The sequence below is a fragment of the Streptomyces sp. NBC_00846 genome (assembly GCF_045207325.1).
GTDB lineage: Bacteria > Actinomycetota > Actinomycetes > Streptomycetales > Streptomycetaceae > Streptomyces.
This window is the reverse complement of record NZ_CP108846.1, coordinates 6,322,252-6,340,985: the sequence shown is the minus strand read 5'-3', so window position 1 is coordinate 6,340,985 and position 18,734 is coordinate 6,322,252. Positions and strand designations below refer to the sequence as shown.

Here is an 18,734-nt window from a genome sequence, read left to right as displayed (position 1 = left end):
GGGCGGGACCGGCCGGACTCCGGCACGCTGGTCAGATGGGTGTGTGGCAACTCGTCGCCGTCGGCCTGGTCATGTTCCTCGGCCTGGTCGGTGTGCTGGTGCCGGGGGTTCCGGGGCAGGCGATCGTCTGGGCCGCCGTGCTGTGGTGGGCGCTGACCGACGTGACTCCGGCCGCCTGGGGCGTACTCATCGGGGCCACGGCACTTCTGCTGGTGAACCAGGCGCTGAAGCTGTGGCTGCCGCCGCGCCGCCCCCATGAGTCGGGGGCACCGCGCAAGACGCTGATGCTGGGCGGGATCGGCGGGATCGTGGGGTTCTTCGTGGTGCCGGTGGTGGGCGGGATCGTCGGATATGTGGGGGCGATCTACGGGGCGGAGCGGTTGCGGCTCGGCAGCAGCGGGGCGGGGTGGGCATCGGTCCGCTCGGTGATGCGGGCGACGGGCTACGCGGTGCTCGTCGAACTCTTCGCGTGTCTGCTGGTGACGGGGGCCTGGCTGACCACGGTGATCCGGAGCTGACCGCGCCTTCCTGGACAGCCAAGTGGATGCAGTCCAGATAGGCGGAAGTACATCGGATGTCTCCCTCGCTGTTGACGCAAGGATGCCCCGTGCCCACCTTCCCCGAAGGAATAGCTCGGATGAATTGTTGTGCCTGCATACGAGTCGCCAGGAGACGCCTTGCCCCCAGCACCGGGCCCCTACCGCCCGTCCCGCCACCGCAACGAAGCCCCGGCCCCTTCCCGTAGAAGCGTCCTCGCCACCGGCAGTGCGATCGGCGGCGCACTCGTGGTGGGCGGCGCGGCGACCGTCCCCGCCCGGGCGGCCACCCCCGGCGCCCCGGCGACCACCGCCCCGGCCCCCGTCACCGTCCACTCCCCCGACGACGCCTGGCGCACGGTCCTGGACGACGCCGACCTGCTCTGGCAGAAGCTCCCGAAGACCTGGTACGAGGGCCCGTACCTGGGCAACGGCCGCCTCGGCTCCGGCATCTACGCCGAGCCCGGCGCCACCACCACGGCCGTCCGCTTCAACGTCCAGCACTCCGAGGTCCAGGACCACCGCCCCGAGTTCGGCTCCCTCTTCGGCCTCGCCCAGTCGCTGCACGACATGGTGTGCCAGTCGTGGGGCGGCACGATCAGGGTCTTCCCGGCTCTGCCCGCCGCCTGGCGGGAGTTGACCGTCCACGACTTCCGCACCCAGGGCGCGTTCCTGCTGAGCGCGGTACGCGAAGAGGGCCGGACCCGCTGGGTACGGGTGACCAGCGAGGCGGGCGCGCCGTGCGTCGTACGCCATGGCATCGAGGGTGCAGTCGAGATCCGCGACCGGCACGGACGCCCGCTGGAGCACGAGGAGTTGGCCGACGGCACGGTCCGCATCCACCTGCGCACGGGCGACTCGGCGCTGATCACGGCCACGGGCGACCGCCCGGATCTCACCATCCGCCCGGTGACGGCGAACGAGCCCGCACCGCGCTGGGGCCTGCCCGCCTGAACCCCGTCAGCGACCTCACGGGCAATACACCTAGGGCAGGCCCAAGAGGCTCAGGTGGCGCGCGGCGTACGAACGCCACGGCCGCCACCGCTCCGACCCGGGCCTGCCCTCCGGGTCCACGTCGGGGTCGCCGAGCGCCCGCATCCTGATGAGTGCCGCCGCTGCCGGTTCGATCCCCGGCAGCCGCAGCAGTGCCCGCTCGGCCTCGTCGCGGTCGGCCCCGGCATCGAGTCGTACGTCCCCGTCGGCGAGCGCGGCCGCCAGCGCCCGGAGCGCCGGGTCGTCCACCGCACCGGCCAGCACCCCGGGCTCGGGGAACACATGCGTGAGCCCTCCGCAGGGGACGTCGGCAACCTTCCCGTACGCCTCCACGAGCCGCTCCGCCCCCAGCCTGCCCACCAGCGTCCGTACGGCGAACTCCTCCGGGTCGGCGGCGCCCGGCGAGCGCAGCCCCGGGCGGGCGGCGACGCCCGGTGCCAGGCGCGGGTCGGCGCCGAGCCGCTCGTCGACGGCGTACGGATCGGCGTCCAGGTCGAAGAGGCGCCGCAGCCGCTGCACGGCCGTCGTCAGATCCCGCAGGTCCGTGAGGTGGATCCGGGCGTCCAGCCAGGGCCCGGCGGACCGCTCGTCGACGGCCACGATGCCCGTCCCGTACGGCAGCCGCAGGGTGCGCCGGTAGGTGCGCGTGCCCGGCTCGCCGCTGACCTCCTCGATCCGGGCGACCGTCTCGCCGGCCAGCAGATCGAAGGCCTCGCGGGCCGCGTACGGCCCCCGGCGGGCGAGCCGCAGCGGGACCCCCGTGGTCCGCGCCTCCCGTACCGCCGCTCCCAGCCCCGTACCGGCCTCGGCCCGCAGGGCGCTGGGCGTACGGGCGTAGATCTGCCGGATCGTGTCGTTGAACTGGCGCACGCTGGCGAATCCGGACGCGAAGGCGATCTCCGTCACGGGCAGCGTGGTCGTCTGGAGCAGCACGCGCGCGGTGTGGGCCCGCTGGGCGCGGGCGAGCGCGACGGGCCCGGCACCCAGCTCGGCGTTGAGTTGCCGCTGCACCTGGCGTGAGCTGTAGCCGAGCCGGTGGGCGAGACCGGGCACGCCCTCCCGGTCGACGACACCGTCGCCGATCATCCGCATGGCACGGCCGACGACATCGGCCCGCACGTTCCAGTCGGCGGAGCCGGGCACGGCGTCCGGGCGGCAGCGCCTGCATGCCCGGAAGCCGTTGCCCTGCGCGGCGGCCGCGGTCGGGAAGAACCGGACGTTCTTCCGCTTGGGGGTGACGGCGGGGCAGCTCGGCCGGCAGTAGATGCCGGTCGTTTCGACGGCGAAGAAGAACTCCCCGTCGAATCGGGCATCGCGGCCGCTCACCGCCTCGTACCTGGTCTGTTCGTCCATCACAGCGTCCAGTGTGCGGCACCTCCCGGTACCGCACTCGCGGTTTTCGGACGTCTACCGAGTCCGGGGGACCCGTCGGCCGCGGCTACCGCAGCCGACCCCGCTTCGCGTCCATGGCCGCCCGGCCCTCGACCCCCTTGCGCTTCCATTCACGCAGCATTTCGGACCGCACCCGGGCATCGGTCTTGGCGACGATGCGCTGGTTCTCGCGGAGCAGCTTGCGGAAGCTGTCGAGGCGCCGTTCGGACAGGGAACCGTCCTCGACCGCGGCGAGCACCGCGCAGCCGGGCTCCGACAGGTGGGCGCAGTCGTGGAACCGGCACCGCTCGGCCAGCTCCTCGATCTCGGAGAAGACCTGGCCGACACCGGTCTCCGCGTCCCAGAGGCCGACCCCGCGCAGCCCGGGGGTATCGATCAGTACGCCCCCGGAGGGCAGGACCAGGAGATTGCGGGTCGTGGTGGTGTGCCGGCCCTTGCCGTCGACGTCCCGGGCGGCCTGCACCTCCATCACATCGCGGCCGAGCAGGGTGTTGGCGAGGGTCGACTTGCCCGCGCCGGACGCCCCGAGCAGCACACTCGTGCCGCCCGAGACGATGGCGGCGAACACATCGAGCCCCTCCCCCGTGGCGGAGCTGACGGTCAGCACCTGCACACCGGGCGCGATGGCCTCGATGTCCTGGACGAGGTACGCCAGCGTGGCGGTGTCCGGCACCAGATCGGCCTTGGTCAGCACCACGATCGGCTGGGCGGCGCCATCCGCGGCGGACGCCCCGTCGCGCAGCAGCGCGTCGCCGCCGGAGCTGGACATGGCGAGCGCGAGGAAACGCTCCACCCGCCCCAGGTCCAGCTCCACGGCGAGGGAGACACAGATGGCGATGTGGTCGACGTTGGTGGCGAGCACCTGCCCTTCGGAACGCTGCGACGACGTCGAGCGGACGAAGGCCGTACGCCGCGGGAGCAGCGTCCGTACGAATTGCGGATCTCCGCCGGGGTCGACGGCGACCCAGTCGCCCGTGCAGACGATCCGCATCGGATCGCGCGGGACGACGAAGGCGGTGTCGGCCCGCAGCGTGCCGTACGGGGTGACCACGTCGCACTGCCCGCGGTCCACCCGCACCACGCGTCCGGGCAGCAGTCCCTGCTCGGCGTACGGAGCGAATGCGGCGGCCCAGCCGTCGTCCCAGCCGTACGGGGACAGCGGATGCGCCACAAACGCGCCCTGAAGAGAAGAGGAAAGAGACGAGGAAGACGGGAAAGACAAGGGAAACCCTTCACAGGGTGGCCCCGGCAACGCGCCTACCAGCGCGAAAAGTTGAAGAAAGGTCAGCCGGCGACCACGTGGGTGGGGACGATGATCTTCTGGTTATGGGCAGCGCCCATCGCAACGACAGTCATCAATGTCCTCACCTCCTGGTTCAAGCACGGGCCCGACACCGGCGGTTTCCCCGCCGTCCGGAACACTGCACACGATAGCCCGCGGCCATCGGGCGCCGTCAACACATTTAGACCGACCGGCAAATGGGGGGGGGCGGCTTCGCGGCATCCGGGACAGCGCCGCGAACGCATGCGTCGGAGACATCCATGAATCTCCCTCGATCAGGTGATACACATGCACAACGACCGGTCTCAGCCCGTTAGGGTGCCGAGCATGACCTCACCCCAGACCGCCACCGGTACGTTCACCCAGGCCCAGTTGGGCACGATCACACTGATCGGATGGAGCGGCGAACACCCCGATGGCGGCTGCGATGTCGCCTTCCTCCTCGTCTACTCGCTCGGCGACGGGACGGACGGCCCGGCCGCCGGTGAGGCCGTGATGCGGGTGGCCCTGGACCGCAGCGGACTGCCGGTCGGCAGCGGCCCGGTGTACGCCGCCGAGACGCCGGGCCTCCCGGTGAAACTGCTCGTCCAGGCCGGTCAGGCCGTGCTGACGCTGCCTCACTTCACGGCGCAGTACCCCGCACCGCCCGAGTGGCTGGCAGCGGCAGAGCAGCGGGGCGAGGTGCACACGATGTTCGCCACCCGCCCTTGGCCCGAAGGCACGCCGGGCCGGCCGGTCAGCGAGGAACTGCTGCGGTCGTTCGCAGCCGACGCGGAGGTCATCATGACCTCCGCGCACTGTGTCCTTCCGGTACGCAGCCTGGGCTGAGCCGCCTCCGTACACCGGATGCCCACCGCCCCCCGTGGAACGGTGGGCATCGTCATGCGTGGAGCCCTGGGGTCTCGCCCCGGATACTTCTCGGCGGTGCCGTGCACCGGAATGTGGGCGATCGCGGGGGATTTACCGCGGTCGCCCGCATTCCCGTGGGTGTCAGCTGTTGCCGATGCCGGAGAGCGCCGGGATGCCGTCCACGAAGTGCGACAGCGCCTCGTCGCCCTTGGCCCGGGTGGAGTTCTCGGCGCACTGCTGGTTCTGCGGCGAGGCCGGCACGTTGACGTCCTGGACCGCGACCGGCACGAGTACGCCGACGAGCGAACCCGCGCCGGCCTTGAGCGGCAGGCCCACGCAGGCCTTGTTCAGCGCGCCCTGGACGAGCTGGACCTGCGGGCTGCCGTCGTCGGCGTCCGTTCCGCACTACCACTCACATGGGTTCGCTCCGGCGTGAGTTCTACGCACCTTCTCACCCGTCGAAGGCGTCGTCGGACGTGCGGGCGGCGGGCACGCGACTTCCCGCACAAGGCCGCTCCGGCGGGGCCGGGTCGGGTCCGCCGCGGGTCGCCTGCCATTCGGCGAGCAGCCGGTCGTAAATGGGTGTGGCGTCCTGTGCGTGCCGCTGCCGGCCGCAGGGGTGCTGGCTGTCGAACTGGTCCATGGGTGGCCCCTACCCGGTGCGACGGGTGACGCCCACCGTCACTACGGCAACCGGCCCAGTCCGCCCGCCCCTTCGCGGGACCCTCGCACACGACGTGGGCCGGCACATCAGAGCCGCCGACGATCGGCTGCCGCGTGGATGTACCAGCCCCACGGTGTTTCACGTACTGCGGACAGGCGGGCTCGAAGCCGCACGCGGTGAAGTCCTCGACAGGTCCGAGGAATCAGCGGCGAGCGGCCGGAGCCTTGCGGTTCTAGTGCCGCGACCGGCAATGTTCGCCGGGGCAAAGCTTGCCGGGAGGGGCACTAGTTGTTGCCGGTGCCGTTGCCGGACAGGACCGGGATGCCGCTCAGGATGTGCGACAGTGCCTCGTCGCCCTTGGCCTGGGTGGAGTTCTCGGTGCACTGCTGGTTCTGCGGCGAGGCCAGGACGTTGACGTCCTGGACCGAGACCGGGACGACGCCGAGGACCGAACCGGCGTTGGCCTTGGCCGGCAGGGCGATGCAGGGCTTGTTGAGCGAGCCCTGGATGAGCGCGAACTGCGGGCTCCAGTCACCGTAGGTGGCGGAGTTGCCGTACGACTGGACGGTGTCGTTTCCGTTGAACGACGTCGTGCCGCTGTCGTTGCCGACGGCCATGGCCTGCGGGGCGATCGCGGCGGAGACACCGACGATCGAAGCAGCGACGGCTGCCGAGGCCATAATCCTCTTGAGCATTGAATAGCCCTTCTGGGTTTTCTGTTGCTCGCCTGTCCGGAGCTCGCTGATCAACTCACGGCGACGTGGATGGTTGTGTCGATTCACTCGAACGGTGCTTCCGCTGCCCGGATGTTCGCCGCACGGACGGGGAAGAGCCGTGGCCTGGCCGGTCAGCCGCCGAGTGGCAGGCCGCCCATCAGCGGGGCCGCGCCCTTGGCCGCACCGGTGGCCTGGCCGGCCAGCTTGGTGACGGTGCCGTTCTTCTGCATCGAATCGGCGGCTCCGCCGACCGCGTCGGCAATCGGATCGACAGCCTGCGGTGCGCTTTCCACCACCTGGTTGACGCCGCCGTTGAGGCTGAAGTTGGGGGCCGTGGTGGTGGTAACGGCGAAGGCAGGAGCAGCCGTTCCCAGAGCAGCCACGGAACCGGCAACGAGCGCAGCGGTCTTCGCGTACTTCACTTTCGGGGGTTCCCTTCTGCAGCGGCATCCGTTTCGGCCGCGTATCCGCGCCGCACCAGCCTTCTTTAGCTGTGACTTCTGCCGCTTCTCACCTTGGGTAACGATGTGGTTGCGTTCGGGCAACTGGACAGGGTCGCTTTTCTCCGCACCCTTCGGTCGACTACCGGAAGCCGAAAATGGGGAAGGCCCCGGATCGCATCGAGTGCGTTCCGGGGCCTTCCCGTCACGAGCGTTCGGCCAGGCCGACCAGGGGTCAGTAGTTGGCGCAGGCGTTGCCGAAGGCGGGGTTGAGCAGACCGATCACGTTGACGCTGTTGCCGCACACGTTGAGCGGGACGTGGATCGGGATCTGGATGACATTGCCGGACGCGACGCCCGGGGAGTAGGCGGCGGTGCCATCGGCGCCGGAGTCGGCGAAGGCGGGGGCGGCGGCACCGACCGCCATCAGGGTTCCGGCGGCGATGGCGGCAACCTTGGCGTACTTCACGTTTGTCCCTTTCTTTGACGGAGTCCGGAGCGGTCACGTCTTTCGTGCCGCACGAGCGCGGTCCTGATCACTCGTAACTCCGCCGCTGCAATTCGTAACGATTTAGGACCGCAGTCGAAACTCTTCAAGAAAAAGAATCTCGAAAAACGGCCCGGATGGAGCAGTATCGTTCGCTCGACGTCACGGGTGGAATCACCGGACCATTCGGTGCGCCGATACCGGGAAGGGCAACAGCGGGCCCGGGCCGTGCGAAGGAGGAACGCCGGCGGCCGGGCCTGTCACTGTGCTGGATCAGCTGTTGCCGGTGCCGTTGCCGGAGAGCACCGGGATGCCGCTCAGGATGTGCGACAGCGGCTCGTCACCCTTGGCCTGGGTGGAGTTCTCGGTGCACTGCTGGTTCTGCGGCGAGGCCAGCACGTTGACGTCCTGGACCGCGACCGGGACAAGACCGACGAGCGAGCCGACGTTGGCCTTGGCGGGCAGACCGACGCAGGGCTTGTTCAGGCTGCCCTGGACCAGGCCGAACTGCGGGCTGCCGTCACCATGGGTCTCGGCATTGCCGAAGGACTGCGAGGCTCCGTTGCCGTTGACCGAAGTCGTACCGCCGTCGTCGCCGATCGCCATGGCCTGGGTCGCGCCCAGACCGAGGATGGAGGCGGCCACAGCGCCCGTAGCCAGAACCTTCTTGATCACGATTAACCCTTCTTGTACCGGATGCCCCATACCGGAGCTCTCTACCCAACTCGCGATCGGACGTTTAGTTCTCTCCGTTCACCCGAATGCCTGGGGGCGACGTCGTCACGAGCGCGCAAATTTAATTCGTTCGAGTGATCACGGGATTTCCACGGACTTTCGCGTTTCCTCGACAATCCCCCCTCGTTATGGATGTCACCAGGCGTGCGGCTCCGCGTTTCGGTGTTTCGACCTGCGGAAGAATCGCCGCTTGCCGACTCACGCAGGGAAGAACCGGGGGTCACATTCCCGGCAGAAGCTGCACCGCGTGATGAATGAACCGCGAGCATCGCGCTCGCACAAAGTGTCCTAGGAAAGGGCAATAAATGCGAAAAGCCTTGAGCAAGAGCGTGCTGGTGATGGCGGCGGCGTCGGGCATCCTGACCGCGGCCGGCGGATACGCGTTCGCGGACGCCTCCGCCGATGGTGCCGCCTTCGGTTCGCCGGGCGTCGGCTCGGGCAACGCCGTGCAGGTGCCGGTGCACGTTCCCGTCAACGTGTGCGGCAACACGGTCGATGTGATCGGTCTGCTCAACCCGGCGTTCGGCAACAAGTGCGCGAACGAGAGCGGTGGAAGCGGCAACGACGGCCACGGGGCAAGCGCCACGGGCACCGCAACCGACTCTCCCGGCGTGCTGTCCGGCAACGTCGTCCAGGTTCCTGTGGACGTTCCGGTCAACGCGTGCGGCAACAGCGTCGATGTCGTCGGTCTGCTGAACCCGGCGTTCGACAACGCGTGCGCGAACGAGAGCGGGCCGGGGGTCACCCCTCCCGTAGAGCCCCCTGTGGAGCCCCCCGTGGAGCCCCCCGTGGTCACGCCCCCGGTAGTCACGCCGCCGGTCACGCCCCCCGTAGTCACGCCGCCGGTCACGCCCCCGGTAGTCACGCCGCCGGTAGTCACGCCGCCGGTCACGCCGCCGGTAGTCACGCCGCCGGTGGTCACACCTCCCGTCACGCCCCGCACCGGTGAGCCGCAGACCGGCAATGTGCCCGAGGTCGCCTCCGGGAACCCGGTCTCCACCGCGCAGCTGGCGCACACGGGTGCCGACACCAACCTGGGTCTGGCCGGCGCGGCGAGCGCCGCGATGGTGCTCGGTGGAACCCTGCTGTACCGCCGCACGCGCGCGTCGAGGAAGTGACCGGCGCAGCCGGTAGGTAGCAGACAGAAGCACCGAGGTGCGTGGGTACGGCCGAGGCCGTACCCACGCACCTCGGTGCGTTCTTCGGAACCCGTCAGACCCGGGAGAGCCCCGCGCGGTCCAGACAGTCCGCGATCGTGGCGGTCTCCGCCGCGTCCAGCCGGCGCATCGGCGGGCTCACCAAGTTGGTGGTGATGATCCCGCGCAGCATGAGGGCCGACTTGAACGCGCCGAGACCGGCAGCGGTGGCGGACGCAGTGCCGGGACGGGCCGCGCGCACGATGTCGAACAGTGCGACGAGGCGGTCCTGTTCGGCGCGTGCGGTCGCCCAGTCGCCACGTACCGCGGCCTCGTGGAGGCGCACGTATCCGTGCGGGTCCACATTGCCGAGCCCGGGGACGGAACCGTCGGCGCCGCTCAGCATCATCGCGTCCACGACCAGTTCGTGCCCCGTGAGCACGGCGAACTCCGGCAGGTCGCGGGCGCCGATGGCCAGGCGGCGGAACGAGCCGTCGTCGCCGCTGGAGTCCTTCACCCCGGCCAGCACGCCGTCCGCGGCGAGCGGCAGCAGCAGTTCCGGGTCGAGTTTGCTGTGGACGCAGACCGGCACGTCGTACGCGAGGAGCGGCACGTCGACGGCGGCGGCGACGTCCCGGAAGTGGCGGTCGATCTCGGTGTCGTGCGTGCGAGTGTAGAAGGGGGCGGTGACGACGACGGCGTCGGCGCCGAGTGCCTGGGCGGCACGGGCCCGTTCGATGGCACGGTCGGTGGTGGTCTCGATCGCTCCGACGAGGACAGGGACCTGGCCGGCCGAGGCGGCCGTGATGACCTTGATGACCTCGTCCTGCCGGCGGGGCGTCAGATAGGCGGTCTCGCCGGAGCTGCCGAGGGCGAACAGGCCGCTGACACCGCCGTCGAGCAGATGCCCCACGACCCTCTCCAGGGAGGGCCGGTCGATCTCGCCGTCCGCGGTGAGCGGGGTGACTACGGGCGGGATCACGCCGGAGTAGCGGGGTGTTCGGGCGGTCATGTGGTGCTCCTTGCGGCCGGTACGGCGGACTGGTCCCCGCCGCGGGTGGCGGGGTTCTGGGGGTGGACGCAGTGCCAGCGGTGTTCCCCCGGTCCGGTGCTCTGCGCGGGAAAGACCGTGGCGCAGGCGTCGTCCGCCTTCCAGCAGCGGGTGCGGAAGGGGCAGCCGGACGGCGGGTTGGTGGCCGAGGGGACCGGGCCGGTGAGCACGATCCGTTCGGTGGTCTCCAGCAGGCTGGGGGTCGCCGAGAGCAGTGCCTCGGTGTACGGGTGCGCGGGGGCGCCCGCGACGTCGGATGCGCGCCCCTCCTCGACGATCCGGCCGAGGTAGAGGACGGCTATGCGGTCGGCGAGGTAGCGCACGGTCTGGATGTCGTGCGAGATGAACACCATGCCGAGGCCCAGGCGTTCGCGCAGGTCGACGAGAAGGTTGAGGACCTGGGCGCGGACGGAGACGTCGAGGGCGGAGGTCGGTTCGTCGGCGACGATCAGTTCCGGTTCGAGGGCCAGGGCGCGGGCGATGGCGACGCGCTGGCGCTGGCCGCCGGAGAGCTGTCCGGGAAGTGCGGCGAGGGTGTGGCCGGGCAGGCCGACCAAGTCGAGGAGCTCCTCGACGCGTGCCTCGCGTGCCTCCCGGGTGCCCCGCTTGTGCACGTCGAGCGGGTCACGGAGGATCTGACGGACCGTGAGCCGCGGGTTGAGTGCGGTGGACGGGTCCTGGAAAACGACGCCGACGGCGGAGCCGAAGTCGTCGCGGCGCTGCGCGGCGGACATCTCCCACAGGTCGCGGCCGTGGAAGCGGACCTCCCCCTCGGTGGGCTTCTGCAGGCCGGTCAGCACCCGGGCCAGGGTCGACTTGCCGCAGCCGGACTCGCCGACCAGGCCGACGATCTCGCCTCGCTCGATCTCCAGGGTGGCGTCGGTGAGGGCGTGCACGGCGTCCCGGCGGAACACTCCGCCGCTGCGTGCCTTGTGGCGTACGTGGACGCCGTCGAGCCTGATCACAGGGCGCTCCCTTCCAGCTGGGCGGCCTTCGCCGGGTGGTGGCAGGCGAAGCCGTGGTCGTTCGTGGCGCCCCGTGCGGTGAGTTCGGGTGCGGTGGTGCGGCACAGTTCGGTGGCTGCGGCGCAGCGTGAGGCGAACCGGCAGCCGGTACCGAAACCCTGGGGTGCGGGGACGATGCCGCGGATCTGGTGCAGCCGGTCGGCGCCCGCTTCCAGGGAGACGACGGAGCCGAGCATGCCTCGGCTGTAGTGGTGGGTGGGGGCGGTGAGTACGGAGCGGGTGGCGCCGATCTCCGCGAGGCGGCCCGCGTACATCACGGCGACGCGGTGCGAGAGGTCGCCGACGAGCGCGAGGTCGTGCGAGACGAGGACCATCGCGAAGCCGAGTTCGTCGCGCAGCTGGACGAGGAGTTCGACGACCTGGGCCTGGACGGTGACGTCGAGGGCGGTGGTCGGTTCGTCGGCGATGAGCAGGCGGGGGTTGCGGGAGAGTGCCATCGCGATCAGGACGCGCTGGCGCTGGCCGCCGGAGAGCTCGTGGGGGTAGCTGCGCAGGGTGCGTTCGGGTGCGAGGCCGACGAGTTCGAGGAGTTCGGCGGGGGTCTTCGTACCGCCGCGCGAGGTGAGCTGCTTCAGCTGGGTGCCGACGAGGACGGACGGGTTGAGGGAGGACAGCGCGTCCTGGTAGACCATCGCGATCTCCGGCCCCATCAGGGCGCGGCGTTCCTTCGGTGGGAGCTTCAGCAGGTCTCGGCCGCGGTACAGGATCTCGCCGCTGACCTCGGCGTTGCGGGCGAGCAGGCCCATGACGGCGAGGCTGGTGATGGATTTGCCGCAGCCGGACTCGCCGACCAGACCGAGTGTCTCGCCCTCGTGGACGGTGAAGTTCAGCGCGTCGACGACGGGGATCTCGCCGTACCGGTCGGGGAAGCGGATCGCCAGGTCCCGTACGACGAGGAGTTCGGCGGCGTCCTCCCGTACCGGCTTGATGGATGGTTCGGTGGCGTTGACGCGGTCCGCGAGCTTGGTGAGGGCGGCATCGACGTCCACGGTGGAGGTGGCCTCGACCGGGTCGGGTGCGGTGGCCGTGGCGGGGTCGACGGCGGGGCGGGCGCTCTTCGGGGCCGCGGAGGCGTCGGTGAGGCCCTCGGAGAGGATGTTGAGCGCGAGGACGGTGATCAGCAGCGCGAGGCCGGGGAAGAACGTCGCCCACCAGCCGCCGGCGAGGAGGATCTGCCGGCCGTAGGCGAGGACGCTGCCCCAGCTGGGGTCGGGGTCCTGCACTCCGGCGCCGATGAACGAGAGGCTGGCCTCGAAGATGATCGCCTCGGCGACCATGACGGTGGCGAACACCATGACCGGCGCCATGCAGTTGACGGCGACGTGGCGGAGCACGATGTAGCCGCGGCGGGCGCCGATGACCTTCTCGGCGGCGACGTAGTCCTCGCCGTACTGGGACAGCACATTGGCGCGGACCACGCGGGCCAGCGACGGGGTGTAGACGAAGGCGATGGTGAAGATGATCACCGGGATGCTGGTGCCGAAGACCGCGACGAGGACGGCGGCCAGCGCGATCGGCGGGAACGACATCACGACGTCCAGGGTGCGCATCACGGACTCGTCGCCGAGCTTGCGCGAAGTGGCGGCGAGGGAGCCGAGCAGTGCGCCGGCGACCAGTGCCAGGGCGGTCGCGCCGAGGCCGATGACCAGCGAGTAGCGCGAGCCGTGCACGACCCGGGCGAAGACGTCGCGGCCGGCCCGGTCGGTGCCGAACCAGTGGGCGCCGCTGGGGGCCTGGACCGGGGTGCCGGTGGTCAGCGGGTTCTGGGTGAACAGCGGGGCGAGCACGGCTCCGAGGATGACGACGACGAGCACGCCGAGGGCGATGCGGGAGGTGACCGGGAGGGCGCGGAACGCGATGCCGGGTCGGGACAGCTTGTTGGCCAGACGGCCGGTGGCGAACATGTCACACCGTCCTGATGCGCGGGTTGACCAGCAGGTAGAGCAGGTCGACGATGACGTTGACCACCAGGAACGCGATGGCGATGGTCAGTACGGTGCCCTGGACCAGGGCGACATCGCCGCCGGTGACACCTTCGAGGATGAGCTTGCCCATGCCGGGCAGGTCGAAGATCGCTTCGATGACGACGGCGCCGCTGAGCATGTACCCAACCTTGATGCCGAGCACGGTCAGCGGGGTGACGAGCGCGTTGCGCAGCACCGAGCGGATCACCAGCAGCGGCGGGAGGCCGTTGCCGCGGGCGGTGCGGACGTAGTCGCGGTCGAGTTCGGCGACCATCGAGGTCCGTACGAGACGGGCGAGGGAGGCCGAGACCGGGAGCGCCAGCGAAATGGCGGGCAGTGCCATGGTGGTGAGCCAGCCGCTGAAGGAGTCGGCCGGGTTGGTGTAGCCGCCGGTCGGGAAGATCCGGGTGTTCAGCGCGAACTGCTGGATGAGCAGCACGCCGAGCCAGAAGGACGGGATGGCGACCCCGGCCATGGACAGGACCCGGAACAGCTGGTCGGGCCAGCGGTCCCGGTACATCGCGCCGACCACACCGAACAGGACGGCCAGGATCACCGCGAGGATCAGCCCGAGGAGGGTCAGCTGAAGGGTGAGCGGAAAGGCCGCCGTGATCCGGTCCAGTACGGGCTGGCTCGGCGGGACGGTCATCCCGAGGTCGAAGTGGAGCAGCTGGCCCAGGAAGCGGAAGTACCGGACCGGGAGCGGGTCGTTGAGGCCGTTGGCCTCGGCGAAGGCCGCACGGGCCTCGGGGGTGGCGCTCTCCCCGAGCGCGTTGAAGGCCGGGTCGACCGGCGAGAACTGCAGCACCACGAAGACGAGCAGCGCGATACCGAGGATCATCACCGGCATCATCGCGACGCGGCGCAGCGCGAGCCGGAGAAAAGCAACCATCGTCGGGTTCCTTGTGGTTGGGCGGTCTGGGGTCTTTCGTTCGGATCAGGCCCCGCGAGCCCGGCCTGATCCGAACGAGAGGCCCTGGGGCCGGGACACCTGGATCGGGCGGGAGTCCCGGACCGGGCGATCGGGCGCTGGGCGCCGGGGGCCGGTCAGGTGCGGCTGACGTCCAGGAAGGACAGGCCCGTGGTGGGCAGCGGCTTGAAGCCGGGCAGGGCCTTGTCGTTCCAGGCCGTGGGCAGTTTGCGGTGCAGGATCGGGTAGAGCGCGGCCTCGTCGGCGACGAGGTCGGTGACCTCGCCCCACAGCTCCTTGCGCTTCGCCTCGTCCGCGGCCTGGGCGGCCTTGTCGAGGGTCTGCTTGACCTTCTTGTACGCGGCGGACTTACCCCAGCCGTAGCGGCTCTCGGGCCAGAAGCCGTAGTAGAACCAGCGCAGCAGGAGGTCCGCGTCGTTGCCGAAGACGGACGGGTCGCCGGGGGCGACCAGCACGTCGAAGTCGCCCTTGTCGATCTTGGCGTACTGGGCCGGGGACTGGGCGATGTCGAGGGTGACCTTGACGCCGGCCGCCTCCCAGCTCTCCTTCAGCAGCGGGGCGATGTCCTTGACCCAGCCGGTGTCGGTGGTGAGGACGGTGAAGGAGAGGTTCTTCGCGCCGGCTTCGGCGAGCAGCTGCTTCGCCTTGGCCACGTCGTGGGTGTAGACCGTGGCGGCCTTCTGGTAGTCGGGGTGGGTGGCGGGGACGTACCCGGTGGCCGGTGCGGCATTGCCGACCATCGCGGTGGAGATGATCTTCTCGGTGTCCAGGGCGTAGTGCAGGGCCTGGCGCACGCGCTTGTCGGCGAACCGCTTGTCGGCGGTGTTGAACATCAGGAAGAGCAGGCCGAAGGACTGGACGGACTCGGTCTTCGAGGAGCCGGAGAGGCGCTTGACGTCGATGTAGGGGACGTCCTCGATGGCCTGGACCCGGCCCGACTCCATGGCGCTGACGCGCGCCGACTGGTCGGACATCAGGCGCCAGATCATCTTCTTGGCCTTGGCCGGGTGCGCGCCGTTGTACTTGTCGTACGCCTCGAAGACGATCTTGTCCTCGCGGGTCGCTTCGACGAACTTGTACGGTCCGGAGCCGACCGGCTTGGCGTCGAAGGCCTTCGGGTCCGGCTCGACGATCTTCTTCGGGACGATCCGGGCCACGGCTATGCGGGACGGGAAGAGCGCGAAGGGGTACTTCAGCTTGAACTCGACCGTGCCGGCGTCGACGGCCTTCACCGTGTCGATGAAGGGCACGAACTGCGCCATCAGCGAGGCGTTCTTCGGGTCCAGGATGCGTTCGAAGCTGAACACCACGTCGTCGGCGGTGACGGCCGATCCGTCGTGGAAGGTCGCGCCCTTGCGGAGGGTGGCCCGGTAGGTTGTTGCATTGATCTTCTTCGGCATCTCGGTGGCAAGTGCGGGACGGGCCACGAGCGTTGCCGGATCGAGATCGACCAGGCCCTCGAAGATGTGCATATTGGCGGCGTACGGAGTCGCACCGGAGGTGATCATCGGGTCGAAACCGGTCGACAGGGGGTACGAGAGACCGGCCTCGATGAGGCCGTTGCCGTCGCCCTTGCCTGCCGTGCCGTCGGCGGTCGAGGACGGTCCACCGCAGGCGGAAAGGCTCGCCGTGATGGCGGCTGCCGCACCGACAGCACTGGTGTAACGCAGGAAGGTGCGGCGCTCGACACCGGCTGATCTCAGCTCGGGCACGGGTCCTCCAGGGACATCGAAGATGGAACGTAAGGGGCGGAAACAGACGGGGATCGCAGGATCGCAAGGATCAAGGAACCTCAGGCGTCAGACGTCAGATGTCTGATGCCTTGATAGCGTGGGAACGTAGCTTGACAATCGAGAGGGGTCAAGAGGTGGGGAGTTCACATATGTCCGGTACGAGGCCCGGCCGGCAGCTGCTTCGGCAGGAAGTCGTCGAGGGCATCAAGCGCTACATCCTCGAAAAACGCCTGCGCCCCGGGGACCCGCTACCCACCGAGCCGGCCCTGTGCGAGGCGCTGGGGGCCAGCCGTTCGAGCGTCCGCGAGGCCGTCAAGATCCTCAACGCGCTGGACATCGTCGAGGTGCGCCACGGGCACGGGACGTACGTGGGCAGGCTGAGCCTGTCCGCCCTGGTGGAGAGCCTGACCTTCCGCGGACTGCTCTCCCCCGACGACGACTTCCAGGTGATGGCCGACCTCGTCGACGTACGCGAGTTGTTCGAGCGCGGGATGGCCGACCGGATCGTCTCGCTGCTCACCCCGGACCAGCTCGACATCCTGGACGGCCTGGTCGCCACCATGCGCGAGACCGGCGTCCAGGACGGGCACGGTTTCGTGGAGGCGGACCGGGCGTTCCACGCGCTACTGGTGGCGCCGCTCGGCAACGAACTCATCGGCCAGCTCTCGATGGCCTTCTGGGACGTGTACACGATCGTCGCACCGCACCTCGACGGATTCACGCACGCCGACGAGATGGAGACGATCACGGCCCACCAGAACATCGTGGACGCCGCACGGGCCGGGGACAGCGCCGGTTTCATGAAGGCGCTGAGCGAGCACTACGCCCCGGTCAGGCGCCGGATCGCCGAGGCCCGCGCCCGCGACGGCGTCCGGGGCTGACCCCTCACGCCCGACCTCCTCACACCCTCCCGGGAGGACGGAGCCGGGCCCTGCCGGGACAGATTCCGGTCCGGTGGGGCCCTTGACGGCTGACAGCAGCGCTGCCTAGGGTCCGTGTGGCGCCGGGACATCTGACGTCTTCTGTCTTGATTCTCGGCGTTCAGCATCCCTGTTCCACCCCAGGAGGGCACCTCCATGCCGCTGACGGACCTCTCACTCGCGGACTGCCGCGCCTACCGGCCCGAACTGCCCGTTCCGGACGGTTTCGATGCCTTCTGGTCCAGCACCCTGAGCGAGGTGTCCGCCGACGGCCGAGGCTCGGCGGAGAAGCCGGTGTTCGCCCCCGTCGACACCGGACTCACCCAGGTCCGTACCTATGATGTGACGTTGCCCGGCTTCGCGGGACGGCCGGTCCGGGGCTGGCTGCATCTGCCGGCCGGGGCCACCGGACCGCTCGGCTGCATCGTCGAGTTCCTCGGATACGGACGTGGGCGCGGCCTCGCCCACGAGAACCTCCTCTGGGCGTCCGCCGGTTACGCGCACTTGATCATGGACACCCGTGGTCAGGGCTGGTCGGCCGCGACCGGCTCCACCGCCGATACGGACGCCGGTGCGGCCGGTACCGTGCCCGGTTTCCTCACCCGTGGCATCGAGAGCCCCGAAACGTACTACTACCGACGGGTGTTCACCGACGCCGTGCGCTGCGTCGAGGCGATGCGCGAGCACCCGGAGGTCGATCCCGGCCGGATCGTCGTCACCGGGGTCAGCCAGGGCGGCGGCATCGCCCTGGCCGTATCGGGGCTCGTGCCGGGGCTGGCCGGGGTGATGCCGGACGTGCCGTTCCTCTGCAACTTCCGGCGGGCGGCGGAGATTTCTGGCCGGCCGCCGTTCACCGAGATCGCCGAGTATCTGAAACTCCACCGCGACCGCACCTCGACGGCGTTCACCACCCTGTCGTACTTCGATGCCGCACTGTTCGCCACCCGCGCCACCGCTCCCGCGCTGTTCTCGATCGCGATGATGGACGAGATCTGCCCGCCCTCCACCTGCTTCACCGCCTACAACCACTACGCGGGCCCCAAGGACGTACGGGTCTACGAGTTCAACGGGCACGAGGGCGGCGCGGCGTATCAGCAGCGGGAGCAACTGACCTGGGTGCGTTCCCTGTTCGCCGGCCCGCCGTCGGGGCGGGCCGGCCACTCCTGACCGGAGGCACCCTCGGCTCGGGTACCGGCAATGACGAGAGCGACCCGAACATCGTCCAGGCCGACTACAGCTACTCGGACGACGACGGGCCGACCTGGACCCATCGCCGTATCACCAAACAGATCAAGAACCCCGCCCGGACGGGCATGTTCGCGGCCTCCGGCGAGGGCATCCGGCTGCGCCTGGGCGCGCACAAGGGCCGGCTGATCCAGCCATCCCGGCGCTCGACCCGGGCCAGGGTGCCGACATCAAGGTCCCGGTCACCGTGGCGGCCGGCGTCACGGGCAGCGCCGAGCTCACCGCCACCTGTCGGGCCAGTGGCAAGCAGGCCTCCGGCAGCACGACGGCGACCATGACCCCGTGACGGTGACGCCGCCGTGACCGCGTAGCCGTCCGGGACCTCCGGGAGGTGCCTCGCGTCCCCGTCCCGCACCGAACCGGGTGCGACGATGTGGGCGTTCAGCACCTCCCGGAGCGTGAGACCAGGTGGTGGCACGGTGGCAGTGACAGGATTGCGCATCGGGGTGGTCGGCGGCAGTGTCGCGCGCCTGGTCGAGCTGGGCCGCAGGCCGGGGCGCGAGCTGGTGGAGCACACGCCGGACCGGGCGGCGACGGGGCCCGCCGACGTGGACGCGTGGAGCCGTGCCGCGCTGAACGATGCGAGCGGCTACTTGTACGGCAGTGTCCAGCAGCGGTGACGGGCCCCGTCACCG

The 18,734-nt window shown here is 70.0% G+C and carries 19 protein-coding genes and 1 pseudogene; 7 read left to right on the top strand and 13 right to left on the bottom strand.

Annotated elements, in window-relative coordinates; translation table 11 throughout:
• Positions 1 to 35 precede the first annotated feature (35 nt).
• On the top strand, positions 36 to 518 hold the full coding sequence (locus OG936_RS29195; RefSeq protein WP_406498724.1) for a DUF456 domain-containing protein: 483 nt from the start codon (positions 36 to 38) through the stop codon (positions 516 to 518).
• Positions 519 to 677: 159 nt separating this feature from the next.
• The gene (locus OG936_RS29190) at positions 678 to 1,490 is read left to right on the top strand and encodes a glycoside hydrolase family 95-like protein (protein ID WP_406498722.1); all 813 of its coding nucleotides are present in this window, start codon (positions 678 to 680) and stop codon (positions 1,488 to 1,490) included.
• A 30-nt stretch (positions 1,491 to 1,520) separates the two neighbouring features.
• On the opposite strand, the gene OG936_RS29185 is transcribed toward OG936_RS29190, so the two are convergent.
• Both OG936_RS29185 and rsgA read right to left on the bottom strand, forming a co-directional pair.
• Complete coding sequence (locus OG936_RS29185; RefSeq protein ID WP_406498720.1) at positions 1,521 to 2,882, bottom strand: DNA-3-methyladenine glycosylase 2 family protein; 1,362 nt, start codon at positions 2,880 to 2,882, stop codon at positions 1,521 to 1,523.
• An 85-nt stretch (positions 2,883 to 2,967) separates the two neighbouring features.
• Positions 2,968 to 4,143, bottom strand: coding sequence for a ribosome small subunit-dependent GTPase A (rsgA, locus tag OG936_RS29180; protein WP_406498718.1), 1,176 nt, complete (start codon positions 4,141 to 4,143; stop codon positions 2,968 to 2,970).
• A gap of 387 nt (positions 4,144 to 4,530) precedes the next feature.
• Between rsgA and OG936_RS29175 the strand changes: the two genes are divergently transcribed.
• Positions 4,531 to 5,031 (top strand): DUF5949 family protein, encoded by a 501-nt coding sequence (locus tag OG936_RS29175; RefSeq protein WP_406498716.1) that lies wholly within the window; start codon positions 4,531 to 4,533, stop codon positions 5,029 to 5,031.
• Positions 5,032 to 5,193: 162 nt separating this feature from the next.
• Here the strand turns inward: OG936_RS29175 and OG936_RS29170 are convergent.
• The 6 genes and pseudogenes from OG936_RS29170 to OG936_RS29145 all read right to left on the bottom strand — a co-directional run.
• Positions 5,194 to 5,439: pseudogene (locus OG936_RS29170) on the bottom strand (rodlin); the annotation flags it as partial.
• A gap of 64 nt (positions 5,440 to 5,503) precedes the next feature.
• The gene (locus OG936_RS29165; RefSeq protein WP_406498715.1) at positions 5,504 to 5,695 is read right to left on the bottom strand and encodes a hypothetical protein; all 192 of its coding nucleotides are present in this window, start codon (positions 5,693 to 5,695) and stop codon (positions 5,504 to 5,506) included.
• Between the two features lie 305 nt (positions 5,696 to 6,000).
• Positions 6,001 to 6,411, bottom strand: coding sequence for a rodlin (locus OG936_RS29160; RefSeq protein ID WP_406498714.1), 411 nt, complete (start codon positions 6,409 to 6,411; stop codon positions 6,001 to 6,003).
• A gap of 152 nt (positions 6,412 to 6,563) precedes the next feature.
• On the bottom strand, positions 6,564 to 6,854 hold the full coding sequence (locus OG936_RS29155; protein ID WP_406498712.1) for a hypothetical protein: 291 nt from the start codon (positions 6,852 to 6,854) through the stop codon (positions 6,564 to 6,566).
• A 253-nt stretch (positions 6,855 to 7,107) separates the two neighbouring features.
• Complete coding sequence (locus OG936_RS29150; protein ID WP_406498711.1) at positions 7,108 to 7,341, bottom strand: chaplin; 234 nt, start codon at positions 7,339 to 7,341, stop codon at positions 7,108 to 7,110.
• A gap of 291 nt (positions 7,342 to 7,632) precedes the next feature.
• Complete coding sequence (locus OG936_RS29145) at positions 7,633 to 8,034, bottom strand: rodlin (RefSeq protein ID WP_406498709.1); 402 nt, start codon at positions 8,032 to 8,034, stop codon at positions 7,633 to 7,635.
• Between the two features lie 365 nt (positions 8,035 to 8,399).
• Between OG936_RS29145 and OG936_RS29140 the strand changes: the two genes are divergently transcribed.
• A complete protein-coding gene (locus tag OG936_RS29140; protein WP_406498708.1) occupies positions 8,400 to 9,212 on the top strand; it encodes a chaplin in 813 nt (270 codons plus the stop codon).
• Positions 9,213 to 9,306: 94 nt separating this feature from the next.
• Here the strand turns inward: OG936_RS29140 and OG936_RS29135 are convergent, their stop codons facing one another.
• From OG936_RS29135 to OG936_RS29115, 5 genes are all read right to left on the bottom strand, one after another.
• Positions 9,307 to 10,242 carry a dihydrodipicolinate synthase family protein gene (locus OG936_RS29135; protein WP_406498706.1) on the bottom strand — a complete coding sequence of 312 codons (936 nt, stop codon included), beginning with the start codon at positions 10,240 to 10,242 and terminating at the stop codon, positions 9,307 to 9,309.
• Positions 10,239 to 11,246 carry an ABC transporter ATP-binding protein gene (locus OG936_RS29130; RefSeq protein ID WP_266749528.1) on the bottom strand — a complete coding sequence of 336 codons (1,008 nt, stop codon included), beginning with the start codon at positions 11,244 to 11,246 and terminating at the stop codon, positions 10,239 to 10,241. Before OG936_RS29130 ends, OG936_RS29135 begins: the two co-directional genes overlap by 4 nt.
• On the bottom strand, positions 11,243 to 13,210 hold the full coding sequence (locus OG936_RS29125; protein ID WP_406498704.1) for a dipeptide/oligopeptide/nickel ABC transporter permease/ATP-binding protein: 1,968 nt from the start codon (positions 13,208 to 13,210) through the stop codon (positions 11,243 to 11,245). The genes OG936_RS29130 and OG936_RS29125 overlap by 4 nt, the downstream gene beginning before the upstream one ends.
• Before the next feature lies 1 nt (position 13,211).
• Positions 13,212 to 14,162, bottom strand: coding sequence for an ABC transporter permease (locus OG936_RS29120; RefSeq protein ID WP_383754359.1), 951 nt, complete (start codon positions 14,160 to 14,162; stop codon positions 13,212 to 13,214).
• A gap of 155 nt (positions 14,163 to 14,317) precedes the next feature.
• On the bottom strand, positions 14,318 to 15,913 hold the full coding sequence (locus tag OG936_RS29115) for an ABC transporter substrate-binding protein (protein ID WP_406498702.1): 1,596 nt from the start codon (positions 15,911 to 15,913) through the stop codon (positions 14,318 to 14,320).
• Between the two features lie 170 nt (positions 15,914 to 16,083).
• Here OG936_RS29115 and OG936_RS29110 point away from each other — a divergent pair, with 170 nt between their 5' ends.
• The 3 genes from OG936_RS29110 to OG936_RS29100 all read left to right on the top strand — a co-directional run bounded on the left by OG936_RS29110 (position 16,084) and on the right by OG936_RS29100 (position 18,719).
• Positions 16,084 to 16,815, top strand: coding sequence for a FadR/GntR family transcriptional regulator (locus tag OG936_RS29110; protein ID WP_383754354.1), 732 nt, complete (start codon positions 16,084 to 16,086; stop codon positions 16,813 to 16,815).
• Between the two features lie 195 nt (positions 16,816 to 17,010).
• Positions 17,011 to 18,021 carry an acetylxylan esterase gene (locus OG936_RS29105; protein WP_406498700.1) on the top strand — a complete coding sequence of 337 codons (1,011 nt, stop codon included), beginning with the start codon at positions 17,011 to 17,013 and terminating at the stop codon, positions 18,019 to 18,021.
• Positions 18,022 to 18,518: 497 nt separating this feature from the next.
• Positions 18,519 to 18,719: a hypothetical protein gene (locus OG936_RS29100; RefSeq protein WP_406498698.1), complete on the top strand. Its 201-nt coding sequence runs from the start codon at positions 18,519 to 18,521 to the stop codon at positions 18,717 to 18,719.
• Positions 18,720 to 18,734 lie beyond the last annotated feature (15 nt).